24 protein-coding genes are annotated in these 26,359 nt (G+C 68.7%); 10 read left to right on the forward strand and 14 right to left on the reverse strand.

All coding sequences use genetic code 11. From position 1 onward, the window contains the following. Positions 1 to 99 precede the first annotated feature (99 nt). A complete protein-coding gene (gene pheS / locus STARVERO_RS01310) occupies positions 100 to 1,200 on the forward strand; it encodes a phenylalanine--tRNA ligase subunit alpha (protein ID WP_159597633.1) in 1,101 nt (366 codons plus the stop codon). Between the two features lie 21 nt (positions 1,201 to 1,221). Then, complete coding sequence (pheT, locus tag STARVERO_RS01315) at positions 1,222 to 3,639, forward strand: phenylalanine--tRNA ligase subunit beta (protein ID WP_159597634.1); 2,418 nt, start codon at positions 1,222 to 1,224, stop codon at positions 3,637 to 3,639. 236 nt (positions 3,640 to 3,875) lie between these two features. Here the strand turns inward: pheT and STARVERO_RS01320 are convergent, their stop codons facing one another. After that, positions 3,876 to 5,258 carry a flavin monoamine oxidase family protein gene (locus STARVERO_RS01320; RefSeq protein WP_159597635.1) on the reverse strand — a complete coding sequence of 461 codons (1,383 nt, stop codon included), beginning with the start codon at positions 5,256 to 5,258 and terminating at the stop codon, positions 3,876 to 3,878. A gap of 267 nt (positions 5,259 to 5,525) precedes the next feature. Here STARVERO_RS01320 and STARVERO_RS01325 point away from each other — a divergent pair, with 267 nt between their 5' ends. Next, positions 5,526 to 6,191 (forward strand): sulfate transporter family protein, encoded by a 666-nt coding sequence (locus tag STARVERO_RS01325; RefSeq protein WP_159597636.1) that lies wholly within the window; start codon positions 5,526 to 5,528, stop codon positions 6,189 to 6,191. On the opposite strand, the gene nth is transcribed toward STARVERO_RS01325, so the two are convergent. After that, entirely contained in the window at positions 6,188 to 7,099 is a 912-nt protein-coding gene (nth, locus tag STARVERO_RS01330; RefSeq protein WP_200837624.1) for an endonuclease III, read from the reverse strand. The genes STARVERO_RS01325 and nth overlap by 4 nt on opposite strands. A gap of 22 nt (positions 7,100 to 7,121) precedes the next feature. Here nth and STARVERO_RS01335 point away from each other — a divergent pair, with 22 nt between their 5' ends. Continuing rightward, positions 7,122 to 7,652 (forward strand): DUF2244 domain-containing protein, encoded by a 531-nt coding sequence (locus STARVERO_RS01335; RefSeq protein ID WP_159597637.1) that lies wholly within the window; start codon positions 7,122 to 7,124, stop codon positions 7,650 to 7,652. An 85-nt stretch (positions 7,653 to 7,737) separates the two neighbouring features. Then, positions 7,738 to 8,628 carry a methylated-DNA--[protein]-cysteine S-methyltransferase gene (locus tag STARVERO_RS01340; protein WP_144343854.1) on the forward strand — a complete coding sequence of 297 codons (891 nt, stop codon included), beginning with the start codon at positions 7,738 to 7,740 and terminating at the stop codon, positions 8,626 to 8,628. A gap of 13 nt (positions 8,629 to 8,641) precedes the next feature. Here STARVERO_RS01340 and STARVERO_RS01345 read toward each other — a convergent pair whose 3' ends face one another. From STARVERO_RS01345 to dapB, 3 genes are read right to left on the reverse strand one after another with little or no spacing between them, the layout of a single operon-like run. Beyond that, positions 8,642 to 8,983, reverse strand: coding sequence for an SMR family transporter (locus STARVERO_RS01345; RefSeq protein WP_144343855.1), 342 nt, complete (start codon positions 8,981 to 8,983; stop codon positions 8,642 to 8,644). 13 nt (positions 8,984 to 8,996) lie between these two features. Then, complete coding sequence (locus STARVERO_RS01350) at positions 8,997 to 9,620, reverse strand: 2,3-bisphosphoglycerate-dependent phosphoglycerate mutase (RefSeq protein ID WP_159597638.1); 624 nt, start codon at positions 9,618 to 9,620, stop codon at positions 8,997 to 8,999. Between the two features lie 19 nt (positions 9,621 to 9,639). Beyond that, positions 9,640 to 10,455, reverse strand: coding sequence for a 4-hydroxy-tetrahydrodipicolinate reductase (dapB, locus tag STARVERO_RS01355; RefSeq protein WP_186291988.1), 816 nt, complete (start codon positions 10,453 to 10,455; stop codon positions 9,640 to 9,642). A 336-nt stretch (positions 10,456 to 10,791) separates the two neighbouring features. Between dapB and STARVERO_RS01360 the strand changes: the two genes are divergently transcribed. From STARVERO_RS01360 to ilvC, 4 genes are all read left to right on the forward strand, one after another. Continuing rightward, positions 10,792 to 12,552 (forward strand): acetolactate synthase 3 large subunit, encoded by a 1,761-nt coding sequence (locus tag STARVERO_RS01360; protein ID WP_144343857.1) that lies wholly within the window; start codon positions 10,792 to 10,794, stop codon positions 12,550 to 12,552. A gap of 144 nt (positions 12,553 to 12,696) precedes the next feature. Next, positions 12,697 to 13,212 (forward strand): acetolactate synthase small subunit, encoded by a 516-nt coding sequence (gene ilvN / locus STARVERO_RS01365; RefSeq protein ID WP_159597639.1) that lies wholly within the window; start codon positions 12,697 to 12,699, stop codon positions 13,210 to 13,212. A gap of 186 nt (positions 13,213 to 13,398) precedes the next feature. Next, entirely contained in the window at positions 13,399 to 14,061 is a 663-nt protein-coding gene (locus STARVERO_RS01370) for a TetR/AcrR family transcriptional regulator C-terminal domain-containing protein (protein WP_159597640.1), read from the forward strand. A gap of 15 nt (positions 14,062 to 14,076) precedes the next feature. Beyond that, positions 14,077 to 15,096: a ketol-acid reductoisomerase gene (gene ilvC, locus STARVERO_RS01375; RefSeq protein WP_159597641.1), complete on the forward strand. Its 1,020-nt coding sequence runs from the start codon at positions 14,077 to 14,079 to the stop codon at positions 15,094 to 15,096. An 81-nt stretch (positions 15,097 to 15,177) separates the two neighbouring features. Here ilvC and STARVERO_RS01380 read toward each other — a convergent pair whose 3' ends face one another. The 7 genes from STARVERO_RS01380 to STARVERO_RS01410 form a co-directional block, all read right to left on the reverse strand. Then, on the reverse strand, positions 15,178 to 15,699 hold the full coding sequence (locus STARVERO_RS01380; protein WP_144343861.1) for a macro domain-containing protein: 522 nt from the start codon (positions 15,697 to 15,699) through the stop codon (positions 15,178 to 15,180). Positions 15,700 to 15,783: 84 nt separating this feature from the next. After that, complete coding sequence (locus tag STARVERO_RS01385) at positions 15,784 to 16,305, reverse strand: DedA family protein (RefSeq protein WP_422802170.1); 522 nt, start codon at positions 16,303 to 16,305, stop codon at positions 15,784 to 15,786. A 13-nt stretch (positions 16,306 to 16,318) separates the two neighbouring features. After that, complete coding sequence (locus tag STARVERO_RS01390) at positions 16,319 to 17,599, reverse strand: NAD(P)/FAD-dependent oxidoreductase (RefSeq protein ID WP_159597643.1); 1,281 nt, start codon at positions 17,597 to 17,599, stop codon at positions 16,319 to 16,321. A gap of 21 nt (positions 17,600 to 17,620) precedes the next feature. After that, positions 17,621 to 19,573 (reverse strand): DNA mismatch repair endonuclease MutL, encoded by a 1,953-nt coding sequence (gene mutL / locus STARVERO_RS01395; RefSeq protein WP_159597644.1) that lies wholly within the window; start codon positions 19,571 to 19,573, stop codon positions 17,621 to 17,623. Between the two features lie 410 nt (positions 19,574 to 19,983). Then, positions 19,984 to 20,802 carry an ABC transporter permease subunit gene (locus tag STARVERO_RS01400; RefSeq protein WP_159597645.1) on the reverse strand — a complete coding sequence of 273 codons (819 nt, stop codon included), beginning with the start codon at positions 20,800 to 20,802 and terminating at the stop codon, positions 19,984 to 19,986. Then, a complete protein-coding gene (locus STARVERO_RS01405; protein ID WP_144343867.1) occupies positions 20,802 to 21,713 on the reverse strand; it encodes an ABC transporter permease subunit in 912 nt (303 codons plus the stop codon). Before STARVERO_RS01405 ends, STARVERO_RS01400 begins: the two co-directional genes overlap by 1 nt. Positions 21,714 to 21,723: 10 nt before the next feature. Beyond that, positions 21,724 to 22,899, reverse strand: a complete 1,176-nt coding sequence (locus STARVERO_RS01410; RefSeq protein ID WP_144343868.1) for an ABC transporter ATP-binding protein — start codon at positions 22,897 to 22,899, stop codon at positions 21,724 to 21,726. A 191-nt stretch (positions 22,900 to 23,090) separates the two neighbouring features. On the opposite strand from STARVERO_RS01410, the gene STARVERO_RS01415 reads away from it, so the two are divergent. Then, complete coding sequence (locus STARVERO_RS01415) at positions 23,091 to 24,491, forward strand: glutamine synthetase family protein (protein WP_144343869.1); 1,401 nt, start codon at positions 23,091 to 23,093, stop codon at positions 24,489 to 24,491. 135 nt (positions 24,492 to 24,626) lie between these two features. Here the strand turns inward: STARVERO_RS01415 and STARVERO_RS01420 are convergent, their stop codons facing one another. Together STARVERO_RS01420 and STARVERO_RS01425 are read right to left on the reverse strand one after the other, a co-directional pair. Beyond that, positions 24,627 to 25,688 (reverse strand): LLM class flavin-dependent oxidoreductase, encoded by a 1,062-nt coding sequence (locus tag STARVERO_RS01420; RefSeq protein ID WP_159597646.1) that lies wholly within the window; start codon positions 25,686 to 25,688, stop codon positions 24,627 to 24,629. A gap of 255 nt (positions 25,689 to 25,943) precedes the next feature. Further along, positions 25,944 to 26,327: a DUF1127 domain-containing protein gene (locus STARVERO_RS01425; RefSeq protein ID WP_244616487.1), complete on the reverse strand. Its 384-nt coding sequence runs from the start codon at positions 26,325 to 26,327 to the stop codon at positions 25,944 to 25,946. Between the last annotated feature and the right edge of the window lie 32 nt (positions 26,328 to 26,359).

Genomic DNA, 26,359 nt, shown 5'->3' on the forward strand with positions numbered 1-26,359 from the left:
TCCACGACTTCCGCCGCACGGTGAAAGGCGTGGAACCCCGGGCCAAGCCCGGGGATGACGGCAGACCAGATACCTCTGTCCATCCGAGAAGAAACGATCATGTCCGTCGCCGCCCTTCCCGATCTCGACGCGCTGGAGCGCGAACTGACCGCCGGCATCGCCGCCGCCGCCGACGAGGCGGCGCTGGAGGCGATCCGCGTGAGCGCGCTCGGCAAGAAGGGCTCCGTCTCCGAGCTGCTGAAGAGCCTGGGCGGCATGAGCCCGGAGGAGCGCAAGACCGCCGGCCCCGCCATCAACGGCCTGCGCGACCGGGTCAACGCGGCGCTGACCGCCCGCCGGGCCGAGCTGAAGGCCGCGAGCCTCGCCAGGCGGCTCGAAACCGAGCGCGTCGACGTCACCCTGCCGGTGCGGGAGGCGCCGGCGGAAGCCGGCCGCGTGCACCCGATCAGCCAGGTGATCGACGAGCTCACCGCCATCTTCGCCGACATGGGCTTCTCGGTGGCCGAGGGCCCCGATATCGAGGACGACTTCCACAATTTCACGGCGCTGAACTTCCCCGAGGGGCATCCGGCGCGCGAGATGCACGACACCTTCTACCTGCCCACCAAGGAGGACGGCTCGCGCCTCGTGCTGCGCACCCACACCTCGCCGGTGCAGGTGCGCACCATGATGTCGAAGAAGCCTCCGATCCGCGTCATCTGCCCCGGCCGCACCTACCGCTCGGACAGCGACCAGACCCACACCCCGATGTTCCATCAGGTGGAGGGGCTCGTCATCGACAAGGGATCGAATCTCGGCCACCTGAAATGGATCCTCGAGGAGTTCTGCAAGGCCTTCTTCGAGGTCGACAATGTGAAGATGCGGTTCCGCCCCTCCTTCTTCCCCTTCACCGAGCCCTCGATGGAGGTCGACATCCAGTGCGACCGCTCGCGCCCCGGCGAGATCCGCTTCGGCGAGGGCTCGGACTGGCTGGAGATCCTCGGCTGCGGCATGGTGCACCCGAACGTGCTGAAGAATTGCGGGCTGGACCCGGACGAGTACCAGGGCTTCGCCTGGGGCATGGGGATCGACCGCATCGCCATGCTGAAATACGGCATGCCGGACCTGCGCGCCTTCTTCGAGGCGGATGTCCGTTGGCTCTCCCATTACGGCTTCCGCCCGCTCGACTTCCCGACGCTGGCCGGCGGCCTGTCGAACTGATCGCGGAGAGGAGCTAGTCCCATGAAATTCACCCTCTCCTGGCTCAAGGAGCACCTCGACACCGACGCCTCGCTGCAGGACGTCCTCGATGCGCTGAACCGCATCGGGCTGGAGGTCGAGGGCGTCGAGGACAAGGCGGCCAAGCTCAAGGGCTTCACCATCGCCTATGTGATCTCCGCCGTTCAGCACCCCAACGCGGACAAGCTGCGGGTGTGCATGGTCGACACCGGGGCGGGCGAGCCGGTGCAGGTGGTGTGCGGCGCGCCGAACGCCCGCACCGGCATGAAGAGCGTGTTCTCGCCGCCCGGCACCTACATTCCCGGCAAGGACATCACGCTCGGCGTCGGCACCATACGCGGCGTCGAGAGCCGGGGCATGCTGTGCTCGGCGGCCGAGCTGCAGCTCTCCGAGGACCATGACGGCATCATCGATCTGCCGGAGGACGCCCCGGTCGGCGTTCCTTACGTCGACTGGATCGGCCTGAACGACCCGGTGATCGAGATCGCCGTCACCCCGAACCGCGCCGACGCGCTCGGCGTGCACGGCGTGGCGCGCGATCTCGCCGCCGCCGGGCTCGGCCGGCTGGTGGAGGACGAGATCGTGCCGGTGAAGGGCGCCTATCCGTGCCCGGTCTCGGTGACGATCGCGGACGGGGCGCCCTGTCCCGCCTTCGCGCTGCGGCTCGTGCGCGGGGTGAGGAACGGCCCGTCGCCGGACTGGCTGCAGGCCAAGCTGCGGGCCATCGGGCTGCGTCCGATCAACGCATTGGTCGATGTGACCAATTTGCTGACCTTGGACCAGAACCGCCCGCTGCACGTCTTCGACGCGAAGAAGGTGCACGGCAATCTCGTCGTGCGCCGGGCGACGGCGGGCGAGAGCCTGCTGGCGCTCGACGGCAAGACCTATGCGCTGGACGAGGGCATGTGCGTCATCGCCGACGATCGCGCGGTGGAATCGCTCGCCGGCGTGATGGGCGGCGAGGAGAGCGGCTGCGACGAGGCGACGACCGACGTGCTGGTGGAATCGGCGCTGTGGGAGCCGATCAACATCGCCCAGACCGGCCGCAAGCTCGGGCTGAACTCCGACGCCCGCTTCCGCTTCGAGCGCGGCATCGACCCGGCCTTCACCTTGGCCGGACTGGAGCTGGCGACGAAGCTGATCCTCGATCTCTGCGGCGGCGAGCCCTCCGAAGTGGTGTTGGCCGGCGCCATTCCCGACACCGCGCGGGTGATCGAGTTCCCGCTGAGCCTTACCGAGAAGCTGACCGGCCTCGTCGCCACCGATGCCGAGCAGGTCGAGACGCTTGCCACGCTCGGCTTCAGGGTCGAGGGCACGTCTGGCACCGTGCGCGTGACGCCGCCGAGCTGGCGCGGCGACATCGAGGGCAAGGCCGATCTCGTGGAGGAGGTCATCCGCATCGTCGGCCTCGACCGCGTGCCCTCGCTGCCCTTCCCGCGCGACGAGAACGCCCGCAAGCCGGTGCTCACCACGCTGCAACTGCGCACCCGCAAGGCCAAGCGCGCCCTCGCGGCACGCGGCCTCGTCGAAGCCGTCACCTGGTCCTTCGTGGCGAAGGCGGAGGCGGAACTGTTCGGCGGCGGCAGCGCGGCGCTGGCGCTCGCCAACCCCATCGCCTCCGACCTCTCCGACATGCGTCCGAGCCTGCTGCCGGGGCTGGTCCGTTCGGCTCAGACCAATGCGGATCGCGGCTTCGGTGACGCGGCCCTGTTCGAGGTCGGTCAGGTCTTCAAGGGCGACCGGCCGCAGGACCAGTTCATCGCCGCCACGGGCATCCGCCGCGCCACCGCCAAGCCGGCGGGCGCCGGGCGTCACTGGTCCGGCAAGGCCGAGGCGGTCGATGCCTTCGACGCCAAGGCCGACGCGCTGGCCGTGCTGGCGGCGGCGGGCGCGCCGGTGGCGAACCTGCAGATTTCGACCGACGCGCCGGAATGGTTCCATCCCGGCCGCTCCGGCACCTTCCGCCTCGGCGCCAACGTCATCGGCCATTTCGGCGAGCTGCACCCTTCCGTGCTGGAAGCGCTCGACGCGGCGGGAGACGGGAAATCGCCGCTGGTAGGCTTCGAGGTGCTGCTCGACCGCGTGCCCGAGCCCAAGGCCAAGGCGACCCGGGTCAAGCCGCTGCTTGAACTCGCGGCCTTCCAGCCGGTGGAGCGCGATTTCGCCTTCGTGGTGCTGCGCAGCGTCGCGGCCGGTGACATGGTGAAGGCCGCTGCCGGTGTCGACCGCAAGCTCATCACGGCGGTGAACGTGTTCGACCTCTATGAGGGGCCGGGGATCGACGCGGACAAGAAGTCCGTCGCGCTCTCGGTCACGCTCCAGCCGCGCGAGAAGACCCTGACCGACGCCGAGATCGAGGCAGTGGCGGGCAGGATCGTCGCGGAAGTGGCGAAGAAGACTGGCGCCACCCTGCGCGGGTAGCCACCCAATGAACGTGATCCCCGGGCTTGTCCCGGGGATCCACGTCTTACTTCGGTCCGGAACGAGAAGTCGCGGATGGCCGGGCCAAGCCCGGCCATGACGCCGATCATGTCGTAGAGGGGCTCACACCGGCCGTCGCCGACGAGCCGAAACGCCTTGGTGGGTGGCGGGCTTCGGCGAGCCTCTCCTGGATCCCGGATCGGCGCCGTGCTGCGCACGGCTTGTCCGGGACACGGTTACGCTGGCCCGTCGCCGACGAGGCGCAACGCTCTTGTGGCGGCGGCTTCGCCGGCGCTCCAGGCGGCGGTCAGCGTGCCCCAGCCGCTCGTGTCCACATAATCGCCGGCGAGGAAGATGCGGTTCTGCAGCGGATCGGCGAAGACGCGACGTTGCGCGCCCTGTCCCGGCGAGGCCGCCGCCAGCGCCCCCCGGAACAGCGGGTCGCTGGTCCAGCGCGACGCGGAGACCTCCTTCACCGTATCGCCGGCAATGCCGAAGGTCGCGCCGAGATAGGTCCGCACGAGCGCCAGCGCGGCCGTCTCACCCTTCTCGGCGATTTCGCGGGCCTGCGCATCGGCGAAGGTCAGCACATGCACATCGCTGCCATTGATGTGCCCGCGCAGCAGGGCGGGCGGCACCTTGCCGTCAACCCCGACCCTGGCGAGCACCGTCTCGTTCGGCTCCAGCCCGAGCGGATTGCCCGGCAGCAGGAACGCCACCTGCTCCAGCGCGCCGGCCGGAATGGCGCGGAAGGCATTGGCGAAACGGGGCGGCAGCGCCGGGTTGAAGCGTATCGCACCCGCCGCGATCACCGGCGCGGGCACCGCCAGAATGATGGCGCGGGCGCGGATCGGCGTGCGCTGGTTGCGGACGGTGAGCATGTGCAGGCGGCCGGCATTGGTGATCTGCGTCACCGGCGCGTCGGTCTGCACGTTCAGCCAGGCGCCGAGCGCTTCCATCAGCGCGCCCATGCCGGCCGGGCCGGTGGTGTCGTCGGGCGGGGCGTCGCGCAGCGCCAGATCGAGTGCCGACAGGCTTGCCAGAGGGCGCCCGCAGCTCAGCGGCCCGAGGAAGGCGGCGGCCGTCGCGGACCAGCCGCTGACGGTCGCGGGAGCGCCCGATGCCGCGGCGAGAACGGCTGCGGCTGCCGGGTCCTTGCCGGTATCGGCCGCCGCGAGCAGGTCGCGCCGCGCCTTGCCGAGCGCGGCGGTGAAGGCATCATAGCCGCTCTCGTGAGCCTCGCGCCGCCCGTCGAACAGCCGGCGCCCGGAGGGCAGGGCGACGAGGCCTTGTCCGGCCGCCTGCGCGCTTTCCGCCAGCGTGCCGTCGCCGCGCGCAAAGCCGCTCGCGCCGAGGTCGACGTTCTGGCCGAAGACGTTCAGCGTCCGCGCCCGGCCGCCGAGCTTCGGCCCGGCCTCCAGCAGCACATAGGAGCGCTTGGCGTCGGCCACTTTGCGCGCCGCCGCGATGCCGGCCGCGCCGCCGCCGACAATGGCGATGTCGACATTGCCCTCGCCCATCGCCTGCGCGAAGGCGGGCGCCGGCAGCAGGGCGGCGGAGGCGGCGGCCAGAAAGCGGCGGCGGGTAAGGGAGCCGGAGAAGGGCGGCGTTTCGGTCATGCGGCGGACGTCATGCGTCGGATTCGGAAGAAGGTGCGGGCGGCACGCTAGCATGGCGGCCCCCTGCGGCGAAGCCGGCTGGACGCGCAGCGGCCTGCGAAGCCCCGCGAATCATGCTTTGTTCGCGGGGGAACGAATCGGGACTCGCGAACTGATTCGGGAATTGCAAGTCCCCGGCCGGCCCCGACCGGTTCATTTGCCGGAGCGAACGGCTTGAGAGGAACGCCGCCGCGCCTTACCTAGGGACGGTCGCCATCGGGGATCATCATGCTGCGGGACGCATTCAAGGCCTTTCTCCAGACCTTCTCACCGGAATATCGCCGGGTCCTGCTTCGCTCCATCGGTCTCGCCATCGGCCTGCTCGTCGCGCTGGGCATCGGCGCGCATTACGCGCTCACCTATTTCGTGGCGCTGGACGTACGCTGGGCGCAGATCACGCTCGATATCCTCGCCGCCTTCGGCATCATCATCGGCGCGGTCTTCCTCGTGCCGCCGGTCACCTCGCTTATCGCCGGTCTGTTCCTGGACGACGTGGCCGCGCTGGTGGAGCGTACCGATTTTCCCGGTGAGCCGGAGGGCAAGGCGCTGCCGATCGGGCGCTCGCTGGTGCTCACCGTCAGGTTCTTCGGCGTGATGCTGGCGGTGAACCTCGTCGCCCTGCTGCTGCTGCTGGTGCCGGGCGTCAATCTCGTCGTCTTCTACGTCGCCAACGGCTACCTGCTGGGGCGCGAATATTTCCAGCTGGCCGCCATGCGCTTTCGCGACGAGGACCAGGTGGCGCTGCTGCGCCGCCATCATTCCGGCGCGGTGTTCCTCGCCGGCCTCATCATCGCCGCCGTGGTGTCGGTGCCTATCCTCAACCTCATCACCCCGGTCTTCGCCACCATCTTCATGGTGCGCCTGCACAAGCGCCTGACGCGGGCCGACTACTAGGCCGGCGTCTTCTCCGGCCAGCGGCAGAGATCCGCGATCAGGCAGCGCGGGCAATCCGGCCGGATCGCCTTGCAGATGTAGCGCCCGTGCAGGATCAGCCAGTGGTGGGCGTGCAGCTTGAAGCGCTCGGGGATGACGCGCTCCAGCCCCAGTTCGACCTCCAGCGGCGTCTTGCCGGGGGCGAGGCCGGTGCGGTTGGCGACCCGGAAGAGATGGGTGTCGACAGCGATGGTCGGCATGTGGAAGGCGATGTTGAGCACGACATTCGCCGTCTTGCGGCCGACGCCGGGCAGCTTCTCCAGCGCTTCGCGGTCCGCCGGCACCTCGCCGCCGTGCTCGGCGATCAGGCGGCGGGAAAGCTCCACCACGTTCTTCGCCTTGCCACGGTAGAGGCCGAGCGTGCGGATGTGCTGCGCGACGCCCTCCTCGCCCAGCGCCACCATCTTCGCCGGCGTCGGCGCCGCCTTGAACAGGCCGCGCGTGGCCTTGTTCACTCCGGTGTCGGTGGCCTGCGCGGAGAGCACCACGGCGACCAGAAGGGTGTAGGGATCGTGATATTCGAGCTCGCCTTCGGGGTGCGGATTGGCCGCCTCGAAGCGCGAGAAGGCGGTTTCCACTTCCTGCGCCGTCCACGGACGGAAGGCGCCGCCGATCGCCGCCGCGGCGGCATTGGCGACGGCGCGCCGGCGCGGCGGCGGGCTGGCGGCCGGCGCGGCGAGGGCGGCCTTGGCGCCGGCGGCTGTTCTCTTGGCGGCCGTCTTGGCGGCCGCCGTGGGGTCCACCTTGGGGTTCGCCTTGGCTCCGGCCTTGCCGGCCGCGCGCCCGCCGGTGGCGGCGGCTCCGGCGAGCTTGCCCCTGACGCCTGCGCGCGCCGGACGGCGCGCCGAATCCCTGTCCCCATCAGCCATTTTCGACCTATAATGCCGGCCCATGAGCGCTGCCAATACCGCATCCGGTCGCGACGACCGCGATGATGCCGAGCCGACGCTGTTCGAGGCGCGGTACCATCCCTATCGTTCGCTGGACGAGCGCGGCTTCATGATCGTGATGATCATCGTCGCCGGCATCAGCTTCGTCTGCGGCCTCGCCTTTCTGCTGATGGGCGCGTGGCCGGTCTTCGGCCTGTTCGGGCTCGACGTGCTGGCGATCTGGTGGGCGTTCCGGATGAATTTCCGCGCGGCGCGCACCTGCGAGGAGATCATTGTGACGCCGAGCCTCATCCGGCTGCGCCACGTGACGCCGGACGGCACGGAATACCAGGAGGAGCTGAACCCGCTCTGGACCCGGCTGAACCGCGAGCTGCACGAGGATTACGGCCTTCAGCGGCTGACGCTGGAGATGCGCGGCCGGCCCTATGTAATCGGCAGCTTCCTACACACGGCGCAGCGCGAGGAGCTGGCGGACCGGCTGTCGCTGGCGCTGAACGAGGCCAAGCGCGGCGTGGTGCGCTCGGCGTTCTGAGGTCCGCCCTCTGGGGCCGTGTCGAAATCGGGTGGCCCCGGCCTGCGGGGCGTGGTCGGATAGGTCCAGCAGGAGGAGAACGCCCGTGCTAGCGCCCAATCTCGATGCCGCCCATCCGCTGGAGATCGCCGCCGCCGACTACGAGATCGTGCGCCGGGCGGTCGAATATGTGAATCTGCGCTTCCGCGACCAGCCGGAGGTCGAGGAGATCGCCCGCGCCTCCGGGGTCAATCCGCGCGCGCTGACCGACCTGTTCCGCCGCTGGTGCGGGCTCACCCCGAAGGACTTCCTCCAGGCGGTGACGATCGACGCCGCCCGGCGCGTGCTGTCCGAATCCGACAATGTGCTCGACGCAGCCTATGAGCTGGGGCTGTCCGGCCCGGGGCGGCTGCACGACCTGTTCGTGGTGCACGAATCCATGTCGCCGGGCGAATGGAAGACCGGCGGCGCCGGACTGGTGGTGCGCTACGGCTTCCACGCCTCGCAGTTCGGCATGGCGCTGGCCATGGTCACGCCGCGCGGCCTGTGCGGCCTCGCCTTCGCCGATGAGGGCGAGGAGGACAAGGCGCTCGCCGACATGCGCCGGCGCTGGCCGAACGCCATCTATATCGAGGATCCGCTGGCGACCGCGCCCTACGCGGCGCGCATCTTCGACCGCGGCACCTGGAGCCCGGACGATCCGCTGCGCATCGTGTTCATCGGCACAGATTTCGAGGTGAAGGTGTGGGAGACGCTGATGCGCATCCCGTTCGGCAAGGCCACCACCTATTCCAGCATCGCCAATTGCGTGGAGCGGCCGAAGGCGGCGCGCGCCATCGGCGCGGCGGTGGGCAAGAACCCGATGTCCTTCGTCGTGCCGTGCCACCGCGTGCTCGGCAAGAACGGCGATCTCACCGGCTACCACTGGGGCCTGACCCGCAAGCGGGCCATCCTCGGCTGGGAGGCGGGCCAGCTGTGCAGCGAGGGCGGCAGCTGAGCGCCGCCCGCGCTCAGTGCGCGACCGATTTCGAGAACAGGTTGACGACCAGCACGCCGGCGATGATCAGGCCCAGGCCGATGATCGCCGGCGTATCCAGTTTCTGGCCGTAGAACAGCCACGCCACGGCGGTGATCAGGACGATGCCGAAGCCCGACCATACGGCATAGGCGATGCCGGTCGGTATGGTGCGCAGCACGATGGCGAGGCACCAGAAGGCGATGCCGTAGCCTAGCAGGGTGATCAGGCTCGGCACGAGACGTGTGAGCCCGTCCGAGCGCGACAGCGCCGTCGTCGCGATCACCTCGGCGGTGATCGCGACCAGCAGCAGCGCGTAGGTGGCGAAGGAGGCCATCGGGTGTTCCGCCTCAGCCGGCGAGGTCGACGACGCTCTCGACCGTCGAATCCGCCTTCAGCCGGTAGACGACCGGCGCGCCGGTGGCGAGCTCGCGCTTCATGATGCTCTCGGGCGTGTGCTTCTCCAGCACCATGATGAGCGCGCGCAGCGAATTGCCGTGCGCGGCCACCAGAACCCGGTTGCCCTGCAGCACCTTCGGCAGGATCTCGGTTACGTAATAGGGCAGGGCGCGGGCCACCGTGTCCTTCAGGCTCTCGCCGCCGGGCGGGGGAACGTCATAGGAGCGGCGCCAGACATGCACCTGCTCCTCGCCCCATTTGGCGCGCGCGTCGTCCTTGTTGAGGCCCGACAGGTCGCCATAGTCGCGCTCGTTCAGCGCGAGATTCTTTACCACCAGCAGCCCGGTCTGGCCGAGTTCGGCCAGCGCCAGATCGAGCGTCTTCTGGGCGCGGCTGAGGTCGGAGGTGAAGGCGAGGTCGAACTGGTAGCCTTCCTCCTTCAGCCGCTTGCCGGCGCGCTTGGCCTCCTCCACGCCCTGCGGCGTCAGGTCCGGGTCGCGCCAGCCGGTGAAGAGGTTCTTCAGGTTCCACTCGCTCTGGCCGTGGCGGACGAGGACGAGGAGGCGTTCGGACATCGGTGCGTGCTCCGTGCGGTCAGAAGTCGGTGAGGCCGAGAACGTCGGTCATGGAATAGAGGCCCGGCTTGCGCCCGCGGGCCCAGCGCGCCGCGGCCAGCGCGCCGCGCGCGAAGATGCCGCGATCCTCGGCCCGGTGGCCGAGTTCGATCCGCTCGCCGGCGCCGGCGAAGATCACGTTGTGCTCGCCCACCACCGTGCCGCCGCGCAGCGTGGCGAAGCCGATGTCGCCCGCCTTGCGCGGCCCGGTATAGCCGTGCCGGGAGAACACGCCGTTCTCCTCCAGCGTCACGCCGCGCCCCTGCGCGGCGGCCTCGCCGAGCAGCAGCGCCGTGCCGGAGGGCGCGTCGATCTTGCGGTTGTGGTGCATTTCCAGCACCTCGATGTCGAAGCCTTCGTCGAGCGTGCGGGCCACGCGCCGCACCAGCGCCGCCAGAAGGTTCACGCCGAGGCTCATATTGCCGGACTTGACGATGGTCGCGTGGCGCGCGGCCGCGGCGATCTTCGCGTCGTCCTCCGGGGAAAGGCCGGTCGTGCCGATGACGTGCACGATGCGGGCCTGCGCGGCGAAGGCGGCGTAGCCCACGCTCGCGGCCGGAACGGTGAAGTCGATCACGCCGTCGGCGGCGGCGAAGAGGGTGAGCGCGTCGTCGGAGATCTTGAGCCCGTTCGCCGGCAGTCCGGCGAGCTCCCCGGCGTCCCGGCCGACGAACTCGCTACCGGGCTGGTCGACGGCGCCGACGAGAAGGAGATCGGGTGCCTCGCTGATGGTGCGCATCAGCACGCGGCCCATGCGTCCTGATGCCCCGACGACGACGAGCCGCATCTGCGTCATGTACTCAAGCTCCCTCGGTCCCCGGCGGGGTATAGCGGCCTTCGACTGCCACGAAAAGTGCGCGATCGTCGTACAATCTTCGCATCGCGGCGGCCTTCGGCTTGACGCGCGTGACGTGCGCCTGTACAGGTCGCGCAACTTTACGAAGGAGTGGCGCCGAGATGCGCAAGAAAATTATCCTTATCGTAGGACGGCGCGTCGCCGCGGAGCTTGCCTGACGGCTGCTCCGCTCACCGGTGACGCGCGGAAAATGGCCCCTGACGGGGCCTTTTGATTTTCTGGACCGCCCTTCGACATTCCCAGCTTGAGACCGACGAGTTCAAAAGGAACAAGACCATGATGCGCGAGATGACCGGCGCCGAAATGGTGATGCAGGCCCTGATCGATCAGGGCGTCGAGCACATGTTCGGCTATCCCGGTGGCGCCGTGCTGCCGATCTACGACGCCATGTTCCACCAGAACCAGGTGAAGCACATTCTCGTGCGCCACGAGCAGGGCGCCGTGCACATGGCGGAAGGCTATGCCCGCTCCTCCGGCAAGGTCGGCGTCGTGCTCGTCACCTCCGGTCCCGGCGCCACCAACGCGGTGACCGGCCTGACCGACGCGCTGCTGGATTCCATCCCGCTCGTCTGCATCACCGGCCAGGTGCCGACGCACCTCATCGGTACCGACGCGTTCCAGGAATGCGACACGGTCGGCATCACCCGGCCCTGCACCAAGCACAACTACCTGGTCCGCGACGTCAACGACCTCGCGCGCATTATGCACGAGGCGTTCTACGTGGCGCAGAACGGGCGTCCCGGCCCGGTCGTCGTCGACATCCCGAAGGACGTGCAGTTCGCCAAGGGGATGTACATCGGCCCCGAGAACATCCAGCACAAGACCTACCAGCCGCGCCTGAAGGGCGACCCGGAGAAGATCCGCACCGCCGTCGAGCTGCTGGCCAAGGCCAAGCGCCCGATCCTCTACACCGGCGGCGGCGTCATCAATTCCGGCCCCGAGGCGAGCCGCCTGCTGCGCGAGTTCGCCCGGCTGTCCGGCTATCCCGTCACCTCGACGCTGATGGGGCTGGGCGCCTTCCCGGCCTCCGACAAGCAGTGGCTGGGCATGCTGGGCATGCACGGCACCTACGAGGCCAACATGGCGATGCATGACTGCGACGTCATGCTGTGCATCGGCGCGCGCTTCGACGACCGCATCACCGGCCGCGTCGACGCCTTCTCGCCGAACTCGAAGAAGATCCACATCGACATCGACCCGTCCTCGATCAACAAGAATGTCAAGGTCGACCTGCCGATCATCGGCGACGTCCGGCATGTGCTGGACGACATCCTGACCGTCTGGCGCTCCATGAAGGTGGAGCCGGACCGGCAGGCGATCGCCGGCTGGTGGGGCCAGATCGACCGCTGGCGCGCCCGCAAGTCGCTGTCGTTCCAGCCGGGCGACCGCATCATCAAGCCGCAGCAGGCGGTCAAGGCGCTCTACAACGCGGTGAAGGACAAGGACGTCTACATCACCACCGAGGTCGGCCAGCACCAGATGTGGGCGGCCCAGCACTTCCACTTCGAGGAGCCGAACCGCTGGATGACCTCGGGCGGCCTCGGCACCATGGGCTACGGCCTGCCGGCGGCCATCGGCGTGCAGGTGGCGCACCCGAACAGCCTCGTCGTCGACATCGCCGGCGAGGCCTCGATCCAGATGTGCCTGCAGGAGCTTTCGACGGCCTTGCAGTTCAACCTGCCGGTCAAGATCTTCGTGCTGAACAACGAGTACATGGGCATGGTGCGCCAGTGGCAGGACCTGCTGCATGGCGGGCGCTATTCGCACTCCTACTCGGAATCGCTGCCGGACTTCGTGAAGCTCGCCGAAGCCTATGGCGGCGTCGGCATCCGCTGCTCGAACCCCGCCGATCTCGACGGCGCCATCCAGGAGATGATCAGCGTCGACCGGCCGGTGCTGTTCGATTGCCTCGTCGACAAGATGGAGAACTGCCTGCCGATGATCCCGTCGGGCAAGCCGCACAACGAGATGATCCTGCCCGACAACGCCGCGGCGCTCGACGAGGCCATCGACGAGGAAGGCAAGATGCTGGTGTGATCCGGCTTTCCCCGTAACCACGTCATGGCCGGGCTTGGCCCGGCCATCCAGGCCTTGCCGTGCCAAATTCGTGGATCCCCGGGCCAAGCCCGGGGATGACGGCCAGAAAGCCTTCTTGCTCGTTACAATCCGTCAGAGTTCCCCATGCCCCCGGTCCAAGAACCCGCCGAACGCCACACCCTCTCCCTGCTGGTCGACAACGAGCCGGGCGTGCTCGCCCGCATCGTCGGCCTGTTCTCGGGACGCGGCTACAACATCGACAGCCTGACCGTCTCCGAGGTCAGCCACGACACCAAGCTCTCGCGCATCACGGTGGTGACCACCGGCGCGCCGCCGATCATCGAGCAGATCAAGAGCCAGCTCGACCGGCTGGTGCCGGTGCACCGCGTCGTCGATCTTACCGTGGTCGGCAAGGCGGTGGAGCGCGAGCTTGCGCTCATCAAGGTGCGCGGCAAGGGCGAGATCCGGCAGGAAGCGCTGCTGATCGCCGACAGTTTCCGCGCCCGCACCGTCGACACGACGCTGGAGAGCTTCGTGTTCGAGATCACCGGCAAGCCGGACAAGATCGACCAGTTCGTCTCGCTGCTGGAGCCGCTGGGCCTCGTCGAGGTCTCGCGCACCGGCGTCGCCGCCATCGGCCGCGGGCCGGACGGGATGTGATGCGACGGACCGGCGTGGTGACGAGCGCGCTGGTCCGTCCGTCTGCCCGATACCCTTTCCGCCCGATACCCTCGCCGAGATGCGGTGGCTCATCTTCGTGCCTGGCGCGTCTTGCGGAGGGGCGGTGTCTCGGCTACGACGGAACCGTAACGTACGGTACGGACTTCAGAAGCGGCATTCACGCGCATGGCGACGCATCCCGACCCGAGCGGCGAGACGCTGACGGAACGGCAGCAGGCCGTTCTCGACGCCGTGCTCGCCCTCATGGTGGAGCAGGGCGGCGACCTCACCATGACGGCGGTGGCCCGGCGCGCCAGCTGCTCCAAGGAAACGCTCTACAAGTGGTTCGGCGACCGCGAGGGGCTGCTGACGGCGACCGTGCGCTGGCAGGCCTCCAAGGTGCGGGCCGGCAATTACGACCGCCAGAGGCTCGACGCCTTCGCCTTGCGCGACAGCCTGATTCGCTTCGCCGCCAACTGGCTGGGCGTGATCTCCAGCCCGACCTCCATCGCGCTGAACCGCTTCGCCATCGCCCAGGCGGGCGCGCGGGGTTCCAATCTCGGCGCCATCATGCTGGCCAATGGTCGCTTCGCCATCGGCGAGCGGCTGAAGCCGGTGCTCGATGCGGGCCGGGAGGCCGGGCTGATCGCCTTCGACGATACCGAGACCGCCTTCCGCACCTTCATCGGCCTCGTCGGCCGCGACGTGCAGATCCGCCTGCTGCTCGGCGACCGGCTGAACCTCGCCGCCACCGAGATCGAGCGCGACGCGGCCCGCGCCACCGACCAGTTTCTCACCCTCTACGGCACGGAGAAGACCGCTCCCGGCCGGAACCCGACTAACGCGTGACACAAGGAGACACCCATGCGCGTTTACTATGATCGCGATGCCGACCTGAACCTGATCAAGGGCAAGAAGGTCGCCATCATCGGCTACGGCTCGCAGGGCCGCGCCCATGCGCTCAACCTCAAGGATTCCGGCGCCAAGGAGATCGCCATCGGCCTGAAGCCGGGTTCGGCGACCGCCAAGAAGGTGGAGGCCGATGGCCTCAAGGTGCTGACCGTCGCCGAGGCCGCCAAGTGGGCGGACCTGATGATGATGGCCACCCCGGACGAGCTGCAGGCCGACATCTACCGCGACGAGATCGCCCCGAACATCCGCGACGGCGCCGCGATCGCCTTCGCCCATGGCCTCAACGTGCATTTCGGCCTGATCGAGCCGAAGTCGACCGTCGACGTGCTGATGGTCGCCCCCAAGGGCCCCGGCCACACCGTGCGCGGCGAGTACCAGAAGGGCGGCGGCGTGCCGTGCCTCGTGGCCGTGCACCAGGATGCCTCGGGCAACGCGCTCGACCTCGGCCTGTCCTATGCCTGCGGCGTCGGCGGCGGCCGCTCGGGCATCATCGAGACGACCTTCAAGGAAGAATGCGAGACCGACCTGTTCGGCGAGCAGGTCGTGCTCTGCGGCGGCCTCGTGGAGCTGATCCGCGCCGGCTTCGAGACGCTGGTGGAAGCCGGCTACGCCCCGGAGATGGCCTATTTCGAGTGCCTGCATGAAGTGAAGCTGATCGTCGACCTCATCTATGAGGGCGGCATCGCCAACATGAACTACTCGATCTCCAACACCGCCGAGTGGGGCGAGTACGTCTCCGGCCCGCGCATCATCACCGCCGAGACCAAGGAAGAGATGAAGCGCGTCCTCAAGGACATCCAGACCGGCAAGTTCACCTCGGAGTGGATGCAGGAGTATCGCGCCGGCGCCGCCCGCTTCAAGGGCATCCGCCGCCTGAACGACTCCCACCAGATCGAGCAGGTCGGCGAGAAGCTGCGCGGCATGATGCCGTGGATCTCGGCCAACAAGCTGGTCGACAAGGCGAAGAACTGATCGCGACCATCCGGTCGACGACCGAAAAAGAAGGGCGGCCCTCGGGCCGCCCTTTCCGTATCCGCTTCGGCGTGGAGCCGGTCAGACGGCGGCCGTCAGGCCCGGCTCCTTCGCCTTCTCGCCCTTGTGGTAGACGACGTAGACGTAGACCGGGATGTTCAGCTCCGCGAGGTGGCGCTCGATCAGCGGCTTCACGTCCGCCCATTCGAGGCCACCGACGCCGGTGGCGAGGCGCGGCAGGGCGAGGCTGGTGACGCCTTCCTCCCTCGCGTGGCGCGCAAGGGCGCGCAGCGCGTGGCCGACATGTTCGAGGCTCGCCTTGCCCGGGCGGCCGATGGCGTTCTCGGCCGGCTCCTGCGTCAGCAGGTTGACGATGCGTACCGGCCCGCCTTCCGCCGACACGCCGCCCCACGTCCAGATCTCCCCCGCCTTGGGGTGGTCGATGCGGCAATAGTGGCGGAAATCCTTGGCGAGCGAGGGCCAGCGCTCGCGCAGCGCCAAAGCGAGGCCGGTGTCGAAATGGTCGCCGGGAGCCACGCCATGGGCGATCGCCTGCGCGCCGCTCAGCAGGATGTCGCCTTCGACTTCGTGGATGTTCGCCATGGGTCTTCCTTCCTTACCTCACTGTCGTTCGATCCTGTTTCGGCGAACGGACGAGGCAGGTCTTTGAGGAAACGCAACGTCTCCTCACCACCCCATGAGCTTCATCGCCGCCGCGCCGGGGCCGAGCAGCAGCAGTGCCCATGCCATGGCGGAGGCGATGTTGGCCATCTGGAAGATGAAATGCGGCATGGCGAACATGCCGGCGATGAGCGGGATCACCGCGCGCAGCGGGCCGAAGAAGCGCCCGATGAACACGCTCCACGAACCGAAGCGGTGGAAGAAGCGCTCGCCGCGCTCCATCATCTCCGGATAGTTGCGCAGCGGCCAGATGCGCCGCACGCTGTCCTTGAAATAGTGGCCGATCCAGTAGGAGATGGCGTCGCCCAGCGCCGCGCCCGTGGCCGCGCCGAACCAGACCGGCAGGAAGGCGACGCCGCCGGCCTCGATGATCGGCCCGAGTCCGATCAGCACGAAGGTGGCGGGGAAGAACAGCGACAGCACGGCGAAGGATTCGCCGAAGGCGAGGATGAAAGCGACATAGGGCGCCCAGTGCGCATGCGCCTCGACGAAGGCGAGTGCCTCGCGCGCATAGGCTTCCAGCTCGATCACGCCGGTGCCCTCACAGCCGGTCGCGCAGCGCGTAATAGCTCAGGCCGGCGACCAGCAGCGGCCAGCGCATCAGCGGCCCGCCGGGGAAGGCCGGCACCGGCAGCCGCTCCAGCAGATCGAACTCGCCGAGCTGGCCCTTCACCGCCTCTCCCAGCAGCTTGCCGAAATAGGGTGCCAGCATCACGCCCTGGCCGGAATAGCCCGCCGCCGTGAGCACGCGGGGAGAAAGCCGGCGCACGAAAGGCATGCGCGTCATGGTGATGCCAAGAATGCCCCCCCAACCATAATCGATGCGCACATCGGCCAGTTGGGGAAAGATGCGCAGCATGTAGGGGCGCACGAAGGCGCCGGGGTTCGGCCGCAGCCGGCGCGTGTAGCTCTCTCCGCCGCCGAAGAGCAGGCGCCCGTCGCCGGAGAGGCGGTAGTAGTTGACGACGAAGCGGCTGTCGGCGACCGCCGCGTCGTTGGCGATGATGTCGCGCGCGCGCGCGCCCAGCGGCTCGGTGGCGGCGATGTAGTTGGCGATGGGCATGACGTAATTGTCGACGCGCCGGTCGAGCCCGTCCTGCAGCCCGTCGCCGCATTCCAGAACCCAGTCCGCCTCGACCGCGCCCTGCGCCGTGACGACGCGCACCTTCGCGCCTTCCTCGATGCGCAGCGCCCGCGACTGCTCGAACAGTCGCGCCCCGGCGCCCTGCGCCGCCCGCGCCAGCCCCAGTGCCAGGTTGAGCGGGTGCAGGTGGCCGGCGCCATGGTCGATCATGCCGCCGTGATAGACATCCGTCCCGACGAGTTCGCGGAGTTCCTCGCGGGAGAGGGGGGTAGCATGCGGGTAGCCGTAGACCTCGCGCAGCCTGCGCGCATAGGCGTGGCTGTGGGCGACGTAGGCCGGCTTGTGATCGGCGACGATGAGGCCGGGGCGCACGTCGCAATCGATGCGATGGCGGGTGATGAGGGCGTGGAGGAAGGCCTTGGCGTCCTCCGCCAGCCGCCACAGCGCCTTGGCGTCGTCAAGGCCGACATGGCTTTCCAGCCAGTCCTGATCGCGGCGCTGGCCGCTGTGGATCTGGCCGCCATTGCGGCCCGAGGCGCCGGAGCCGAGGCGGGCGGCTTCCAGCAGCACCACGTCGAGCCCGGCCTCGGCCATGTGCAGCGCGGCGGAGAGGCCGGTATAGCCGCCGCCGATGACGCAGACATCCGCCTTCACCGTGCCGGCGAGCGCGGGGCAGGGGGGAAGGTGATGCGCCGTGGCGGCGTACCAGCTTTGGGGATGGTCGATTTCGGACGCCATTACAGAACCTTACGCCAATGCTCAGCGACGCGCGAAGAGCCGTTCGATGTCGGCCAGCGCCAGGGTGACGAAGGTCGGCCGCCCATGATTGCACTGCGCGGCGTTGGGCGTCTCCTCCATCTCGCGCAGCAGGGCGTTCATCTCCTCGACCTTGAGGCGGCGGCCGGCGCGGACGGAGCCGTGGCAGGCCATGGTGGCGGCGATGTGGAGCAGGCGCCGCTCCAGCGGCAGCGCGTCGTCCCATTCCGCCGCGTGCTCGGCCAGCTCGCGCACCAGCGCGGTGACATCGGCACCGCCGAGCAGCGCCGGCACCTCGCGCACCAGAACCGCGCCGGGACCGAAGGGCTCGACGACGAGGCCCAGCGTCTCCAGCGCCGCGGAGCGCTCGTAAAGCCTTGCGGCGTCGGAAGGATCCAGCTCGACGACGAGCGGCACCAGCAGCATCTGGCGGGCGAGGCCGTCGCGCTCCATGGCCGCCTTCAGCCGCTCATAGACGATGCGCTCATGGGCGGCGTGCTGGTCGATGACGACGACGCCGTCCTTCGTCTGGGCGATGATGTAGGTTTCGTGCAACTGCGCGCGGGCGGCGCCGAGCGGGCGCTCCATGAGGTCGGGTGCCGCCGGCGCGGCGTTCGCGCGGGCATCGGCGGAGGGCGCGAAATCAAGGCCCAGCGCACTTTCGCGGCCGCCGGAGGTCAGGCCGGGCGGGCCGAAATCGAAGCGCGCCGGCGCCTCGCGGAACCCATCCGCCGGCAGGGTAGCAGAATCCGTAGCATTCGCGCCCCGGAAGGTAGCGTCAGGTAGCGTTTCGCCCCCCGGTGTCGCAGGGAGTAGCGCGTCGCCGTCCGGCGTCGCCGGCATGGCCCAGGAGCGCGTCCAGTCGTAATTGCCCGGCCGGGCCGCGCCGTGCCCCTCCGGGCCGAAATCCCGGCGGGCGAACTGGGCGAGGCGGTCCGCCGCCGTCGAGGCGGTGCGCGGCACGCCGGCGGTCAGCGCGTCGGTGAGGGTGCGCACGATGAGGGCGCGGACATTGCCGGCATCGCGGAAGCGCACCTCGGTCTTGGCGGGATGGACGTTGACGTCGACCTCGCGCGGGTCGAGGTCGAGGAAGAGCGCCGTCACCGGATGCCGGTCGGACGGCAGCAGGTCGGCATAGGCGGCGCGGATGGCGCCGATCAGCACCTTGTCGCGCACGGGCCGGCCGTTGACGAACAGGTACTGCGACAGCGAATTGGCCTTGGAATAGGTCGGCAGGCCGGCGAGGCCGGTGAGCCGGGCGCCTTCGCGCAGGCCGTCCACGTCGAGCGCGTTGGTGCCGACCTCCTGGCCGAGCACGTCGGCGATGCGGGCCCGCTGGCCGCTAGCATCCGGCGTGCGCGCCGGCCAGGTGACGGGCGGGCGCTCGTCGGTAACGAGGGTGAAGCCGACCTCGGGGCGGGCCAGCGCCAGGCGCTTCACCGCATCCACCGCCGCCGCCGTCTCGGCGCGCTCGGATTTCAGGAATTTCAGCCGCGCCGGGGTGGCGAAGAACAGGTCGCGCACCTCCACCCGCGTGCCGAAGCCGAGCGCGGCGGGCTTCACCGGCGACTTCACGCCGCCCTCGACGCGGATCTCGTGCGCGGTGTCGGCGCCGCGCGGGCGGCTGGTGATGGACAGCCGCGCCACCGAGCCGATGGAGGGCAGGGCCTCGCCGCGGAAGCCGAGCGTGGCGATGGAAAGCAGGTCCTCGCTGTCGAGCTTGGAGGTGGCGTGGCGCTCGACGGCGAGGACAAGCTCCTCCGCGCTCATGCCGCTTCCGTCGTCGGTCACGCGCATCAGCCGGCGGCCGCCGCCGTCGATGACGATCTCGATGCGGGTGGCGCCGGCGTCGAGGGCGTTCTCGACGATCTCCTTCAGCGCCGCCGCCGGGCGCTCGACCACCTCGCCCGCGGCGATGCGGTCGACGAGGGTGGAGGGGAGCAGGCGCAGCGGCATGGGAAGGCTCGATTCGAAACGGCGTCAGGACCGACTATAGCAGGGCGCCCCGCACGGGTCGTCGTCCCCGGCACGTTGTCCCGGGATGGACGTGGATGGCCGGGACACGAGGGCACGCGGGGCTGGGCCGGGCCGCCGGTGGAAGGCGTGGATGGCCGGAACGAGCCCGGCCATGACGGCCATCCGCCGCGCGTTCCTTCGCGCGTTGTTTCCGTCCGTCTATCCGGCGTGGAGCGGGCACGTCGGGGCGGTGTTCGGGAGCAAGCCGTCATCCCCGGGCTTGACCCGGGGATCCACGCCCTTCCACCGTTCGGCCGAAGGCGTGGATGGCCGGAACGAGCCCGACCATTCTATGACGGTGTCTTGCCTGCGCGCGCCTGGTGCCGGCTGCACCGAGACCGCGGAAATCGCTAGCCCGCCGCCGCCAGCCGCTCCGCCTTCTGCCGTTCCATTTCCTGCCGCTTGGTCATCACCGAGGCGATGATGACGACGACCGTGACGATGGCGATCAGGATGGTGCAGGCGGCGTTGATCTCCGGCGTCACGCCGAGGCGCACCTGCGAGTAGATGCGCATGGGCAGCGTGGTGGCGCCCGGCCCGGTGGTGAAGCTGGCGATGACGAGATCGTCCAGCGACAGGGTGAAGGCCAGCATCCAGCCGGAGATCACCGCCGGCAGGATGATCGGCAGGGTGACGACGAAGAAGGTCTTGAACGGCGTGCAGCCGAGATCGAGCGCGGCTTCCTCGAGGCTCCGGTCGAAGGTGACGAGGCGCGACTGCACCACCACCGAGACGAAGCACATGGTGAAGGTGATGTGCGCCAGCGTGATGGTCCAGAAGCCGCGGTCGAGGCCGATGGCGACGAACAGCAGCAGCAGCGACAGGCCGGTGATCACCTCCGGCATGACGAGCGGCGCGTAGACCATGCCGGAGAACAGCGTGCGGCCGATGAAGCGCCCGTAGCGGGTGAGGGTGATCGCCGCCAGCGTGCCGAGCACGGTGGCGATGGTCGCGGTGAGGAAGGCGACGCGCAGCGTCACCCACGCGGCGTCGAGCAGCTGCTGGTTCTGGAACAGCTGCCAGTACCAGTGAGTGGAGAAGCCCGCCCACACCGTCACCAGCCGCGAGGCGTTGAAGGAATAGATCACCAGCAGGATGATCGGGATGTAGAGGAACGCGAAGCCGAGCGCGATCGAGGTGACGTTGAACCAGGAGAGACCCTTGCGCATCAGCGTCCCTCCACTTCGCGGGCCTGGAGGTTCTGGTAGAAGACGATGGGTATCACCAGCACCATGAGGAGAAGCACCGCCACCGCCGAGGACACGGTCCAGGAGCGGTTCACCGAGAACTCGGTCCACAGCACCTTGCCGATCATCAGCGTGTCCGAGCCGCCGAGCAGGTCGGGGATGACGAATTCGCCCACCGCCGGGATGAAGCACAGCAGGCTGCCGGCGAAGACGCCCGGCAGCGAGAGCGGCCAGGTGATCTTCCAGAAGGCGGCGAAGGGCGGGCATCCGAGGTCGGCGGCGGCCTCCAGGAGCGTGTCGTCCATCTTCTCCAGCGCCGAATAGAGCGGCAGGATCATGAAGGGCAGGTAGGAATAGACGATGCCGATATAGACCGCCGTGTTGGTGGCGAGGATCTGCAGCGGCGCGTCCGGCGAGATGATGCCGAGCGCCATCAACAGCTGGTTGAGCAGCCCTTCCGGCGACAGGATGCCGATCCACGCATAGACGCGGATCAGGAACGAGGTCCAGAACGGCAGGATGACCAGCATCAAGAGCGTCGGGCGGATCGACTTCGGCGCCCGCGCCATGCCGTAGGCGATGGGATAGCCGACGATGAGCAGCAGCAGGGTCGAGATGCCGGCGATCCAGAGGCTGGAGCCGTAGGCCTCGATGAACTCGTTGTCCCAGCTCAGGACGTAGGAATAATTCTCGAAGGAGAGCTGGGAGAACGCATCCTTGAAGGCCTCCCAGCCGGCCGACAGGTCGAAGATCGGCTCATAGGGAGGCTGGGCGATGGCGTCCTGGGAGAGGCTGATCTTGAAGACGATCAGGAACGGCACCAGGAACAGCGCCACGAGCCACAGATAGGGGATGGCGAGGACCAGCCAGCGCCCGCGCGACTTCACCGCCATGGACGCCTCCTCAGCTCGTCAGCACCACGCCCGCATCGGGCGTGAAGGAGACATAGACCTTGTCGTCCCAGGTGATCGGCCGCTCGACCATGCGGGTGAGGTTGGGCTTGGCCGCCTTCACGCGCGTGCCGTTGGGCAGCTCCACATGGTAGATCGAGAGGTCGCCGAGATAGCCGATGTCCCAGATCGTGCCGGAGAGGCAGTTGACGCTCGGATCGGCCGGCGGGTCGAGCTCGACCCGCAGCTTCTCCGGGCGCAGGGCGACGGCGACGGTGTCGCCGACCTTGGCGGGGCATTCCTGCGAGACGCGGATCGACATGTCGGGCGCGGCTTCGGCGCGCAGCGTGACGGCGCCGGGGGCGATCGACTCGACCCTGGCGTCGAGGATGTTCACGTCACCCACGAAATCGGCGACGTAGCGGGAATTGGGCTGCTCGTAGATGATGGCCGGCGGGGCGACCTGCACCAGCTTGCCGTGGTTCATCACCGCGATGCGGTCGGCCACGGTCATCGCCTCCTCCTGATCGTGGGTGACGATCAGGAAGGTCATGCCGAGCTCCATCTGGATGTCCATGAGCTCGAACTGGGTCTCCTCGCGCAGCTTCTTGTCGAGCGCGCCGAGCGGCTCGTCGAGCAGCAGCACCTTGGGGCGCTTGGCGAGCGAGCGGGCGAGGGCGACGCGCTGGCGCTGGCCGCCGGAGAGCTGGTGCGGCTTGCGCTTGGCGAACTTCTCCAGCTTGACGAGCTTGAGCATCTCCTCGACGCGGGCGGCGACGGCGCCCTTCTCCATGCGGTCCTGCCGGAGGCCGAAGGCGATGTTGTCCCATACGCTCATATGCGGGAACAGCGCGTAGGACTGGAACATCATGTTGGTCTGCCGCTTGTAGGGCGGCGTGCCGACGAGATCCTCGCCGGCGAGGGTGATCTTGCCCTCGGTCGGCTCCTCGAAGCCGGCCAGCATGCGCATGAGCGTGGTCTTGCCGCAGCCCGACGGGCCGAGCAGGGCGAAGAATTCGCGCTCATAGATATCGAGGGAGAGGTTGTCGACGGCCGTGAACTCGCCGAAACGCTTGGTCACGTTCTGGTAGCGGATCAGCGGGACGGCCTGCGGGTCGTTCCAGGGAGCGAATTTGCGGCGGATGCCACCGATGGTCTTCTGCGTCTTCTCGGCGACGCCGGTGCTCATGCTGACTGGTCCCGTTGTACCGCTCGATGCGTCGGCTCCCGAACGCTAACCGGCTTCGCGCGGCGGCTCAACGGGGACCGTGCAAACTATTTTATCATGCACGGAAACGGGCACGGGCGCCCCGCCTTGACGGCCGCAAGGGGGCCGTGATTGCCTCAAGGCGGCGCAAATCGCGCATCAGGAAGGCAATCATGGCCAAGAAGAAGCGTTCTGAGAAGGACGTGGTTGAAGCGCCCCGCGGCGTCACCTCGCTCGCCGAGGCGAAGGCGTGGATGGCGGCACGGGGCATCACCGAGATCGAATGCGCGGTGCCCGATCTCGCGGGGGTCGGGCGCGGCAAGATCATGCCGGTGTCCAAATTCCTTTCCGGTCCCACGATGAACCTGCCGCTCAGCGTGTTCTTCCAGACCATCTCGGGCGACTACCCGCCCTATGACGACCTCGTCGACTCCGTGGTCGCCGACAGCGACCTCGTGATGGAGCCCGACTTCTCCACCCTCGCCGTCGTGCCCTGGGCGCAGGACCCGACCGCGCAGCTCATCCACGACGCCTATCACCGCGACGGGCGCCCGGTGGACCTCGCCCCGCGGCAGGTGCTGCGGAACGTCGTCGACCTCTACGCGAAGAAGGGGTGGAAGGCGGTCGTGGCGCCGGAGATCGAGTTCTATCTCGTCGAGCCGAACACCGATGCCGACTACCCGCTCAAGCCCCCGATCGGTCGCTCCGGGCGGCCGGAGATCGGCCGGCAGTCCTATTCGATCCAGGCGGTGAACGAGTTCGACGCGCTGTTCGAGGACATGTACGACTACTCCGAGGCGCAGGGGCTGGAGATCGACACGCTGATCCACGAGGACGGCGCGGCGCAGATGGAGATCAACCTGCTGCACGGCGACCCGGTGACGCTCGCCGACCAGGTGTACCTGTTCAAGCGCACGATCCGCGAGGCGGCGCTGCAGCACAAGATCTACGCCACCTTCATGGCCAAGCCGATCGCCGACGAGCCCGGCTCGGCCATGCACCTGCATCAGTCGATCGTCGACGGCGAGACGGGCAAGAACATCTTCTCCGACGCGGACGGCGACCCGACGCCGGAGTTCTTCTCCTTCATCGCCGGCCAGCAGCGCTACCTGCCGGCGGTGATGTCGATCCTCGCGCCCTATGTGAATTCCTACCGCCGGCTGACGCGCGACTCCATGGCGCCGATCAACGTGCAGTGGGGTTACGACAACCGCACGGCCGGGCTGCGCGTGCCGCCCTCCTCGCCGGCGGCGCGGCGCGTCGAGAACCGGGTGCCGTCCTCGGACGCCAACCCCTATCTCGTCATCGCCGCCTCGCTGGCCTGCGGCTATCTCGGCCTCGTCGAGGGCCTGCGCCCGACCGAGCCGCTGGAATCCGACGCCAAGGGCCTCGACTTCGAGCTGCCGCGCGGCCTGCTCGAGGCGGTGGCGGCGATGCAGTATTCCGAGGAGATCACCAACGTGCTGGGTCCGTCCTTCGTGAAGACCTACACGGCGGTGAAGCAGCAGGAGTTCGACACCTTCATGCGGGTGATCTCGCCCTGGGAGCGGGAATATCTGCTGCTGAACGTGTGAGGGCGTTGGGCGCGTCCCGCGTGAACATCGTCATGGCCGGGCTTGTCCCGGCCATCCACGTCTTGGCCGCATGACGAAGGCGTGAATCCCCGGGCCGAGCCCGGGGATGACGTTGTTGGTGTGAAAAGGCGGCCCTTATGCCTCGACCTTTTCCTCCGCGAGGATTTCCCGCACGCGCGGGATCACCCGCGTGCCGTAGAGCTCGATGCAGCGCATCATCTTCTCGTGCGGCAGCGGGCCGGCGCTGTACTTCATGTCGAAGCGCGCGGCGCCGAGGGTTTTGACCGTGTTCGCGATCTTGCGGGCCACCGTCTCGGGCGAGCCGAGATAGAGCGAGCCGTGCTCGATCTCGCGCTCGAAGGCGTCGCGGCCATAGGCCGGCCAGCCGCGCTCGGCGCCGATGCGGTCGTGCATGCGCTTGTAGTCGTCGTAGAACTCCGCGCGCGCCGCCTCGTCGGTCTCCGCGACATAGCCGTGCGAGTGCACGCCGACCGGCAGGCTCTCGCCGCCGAGCTGCTCGATGGCCTTGTGATAGAGGTCGACATAAGGCGCGAAGCGGCCGGGATTGCCGCCGATGATGGCAAGCATCAGCGGCAGGCCGTAGCGCGCGGCGCGCACCACCGATTCCGGGCTGCCGCCGACGCCGATCCAGGTTTTCAACGTGCCGTTGGCGATCGGCGGGAAGACGTGCTGCTTCACCAGCGGCGGGCGCTTGCTGCCCTGCCACGTCACGCCCTCGGGCGTCCCGTTGTCGCGCAGCAGCGCGGCGAACAGGTCGAGCTTCTCGGTGAACAGCGTCTCGTAGTCCTTCAGGTCGAAGCCGAACAGCGGGAAGGATTCGGTGAAGGAGCCGCGCCCGAGGATCACCTCCGCGCGCCCGTTCGACAGCGCGTCGACGGTGGAGAAGCGCTGGAAGACGCGGATCGGATCGTCCGAGGAGAGCACGGTGACGGCCGAGCCGAGACGGATGCGCCTGGTGCGCGTGGCCATGCCCGCCAGCACCACTTCCGGGGCCGAGACCGCGAAATCGTCGCGGTGATGCTCGCCGACGCCGATGAAGTCGATGCCGACCTCGTCCGCCAGCACCGCCTCGTCGACGAGGTTGCGGATGACCTGCGCGTGCGGCAGCGCCTTGCCGTCCGCCCCGCTGGTGACGTCGCCGAAGGTGTCGAGCCCGAGTTCGAGATGCTGTGCCATGACCATCCGCCTTTCCGCCGGCTCCGGGCCGGCGATCCCCATATGGATCGGCACGGCGGCGCGCGCATCACCTCGGCTGCAAGGACGGTCTTTCGCTTCTGCAAGGTCCGGCCGCTCACCTCCCGCCGGCGGCGAGGACATAAAAGTGCCGGGACATGAAAAAAGCCCGCTGGACGAACCAGCGGGCTTCAAGTCGGCGACACGAGGGGGTCGATGTCGCCGTAAGTTCGGGCGGGACGCGGCGTGCGCATCGCGTCATCCGCAGGAAACAAGGTCGTCGTTGCGCGGTTTCATGCCGGCGCGGGCGAGGTCCTGCTGCGAGGCTTCGCGCACCATTTCGCGCGTGGCGAGGCGGCGGGCCGCGCGGCGCTCCACCGAGCGGACCACGAGGACGGCCGTCGGATCCTGCCAGAGCGGGCCGGCCGAGGCATCGCGCAGATCGCCGCGCGTGAGGCCGATGTCGCGCAGCATGCGGTCGTCGAACCCGCCGAGCTGGGCGAGATGACGGCGGCGGCCAACGGCCCGAATGAACTGAAGGCTACCCGTGAACACGGCGATCAGCACTCCGCTCGCCGCGGTACCGAATGAGGAGAACGCGGTTCTCCGGACTTCGCCAAGATACGACATCGATTCCTCCATCTGTCGGCCGCGCGGCGATGACGCTGGGTTTT

This window comes from Starkeya nomas, assembly GCF_902703545.1.
Classification (GTDB): Bacteria; Pseudomonadota; Alphaproteobacteria; order Rhizobiales; family Xanthobacteraceae; genus Ancylobacter; species Ancylobacter moscoviensis.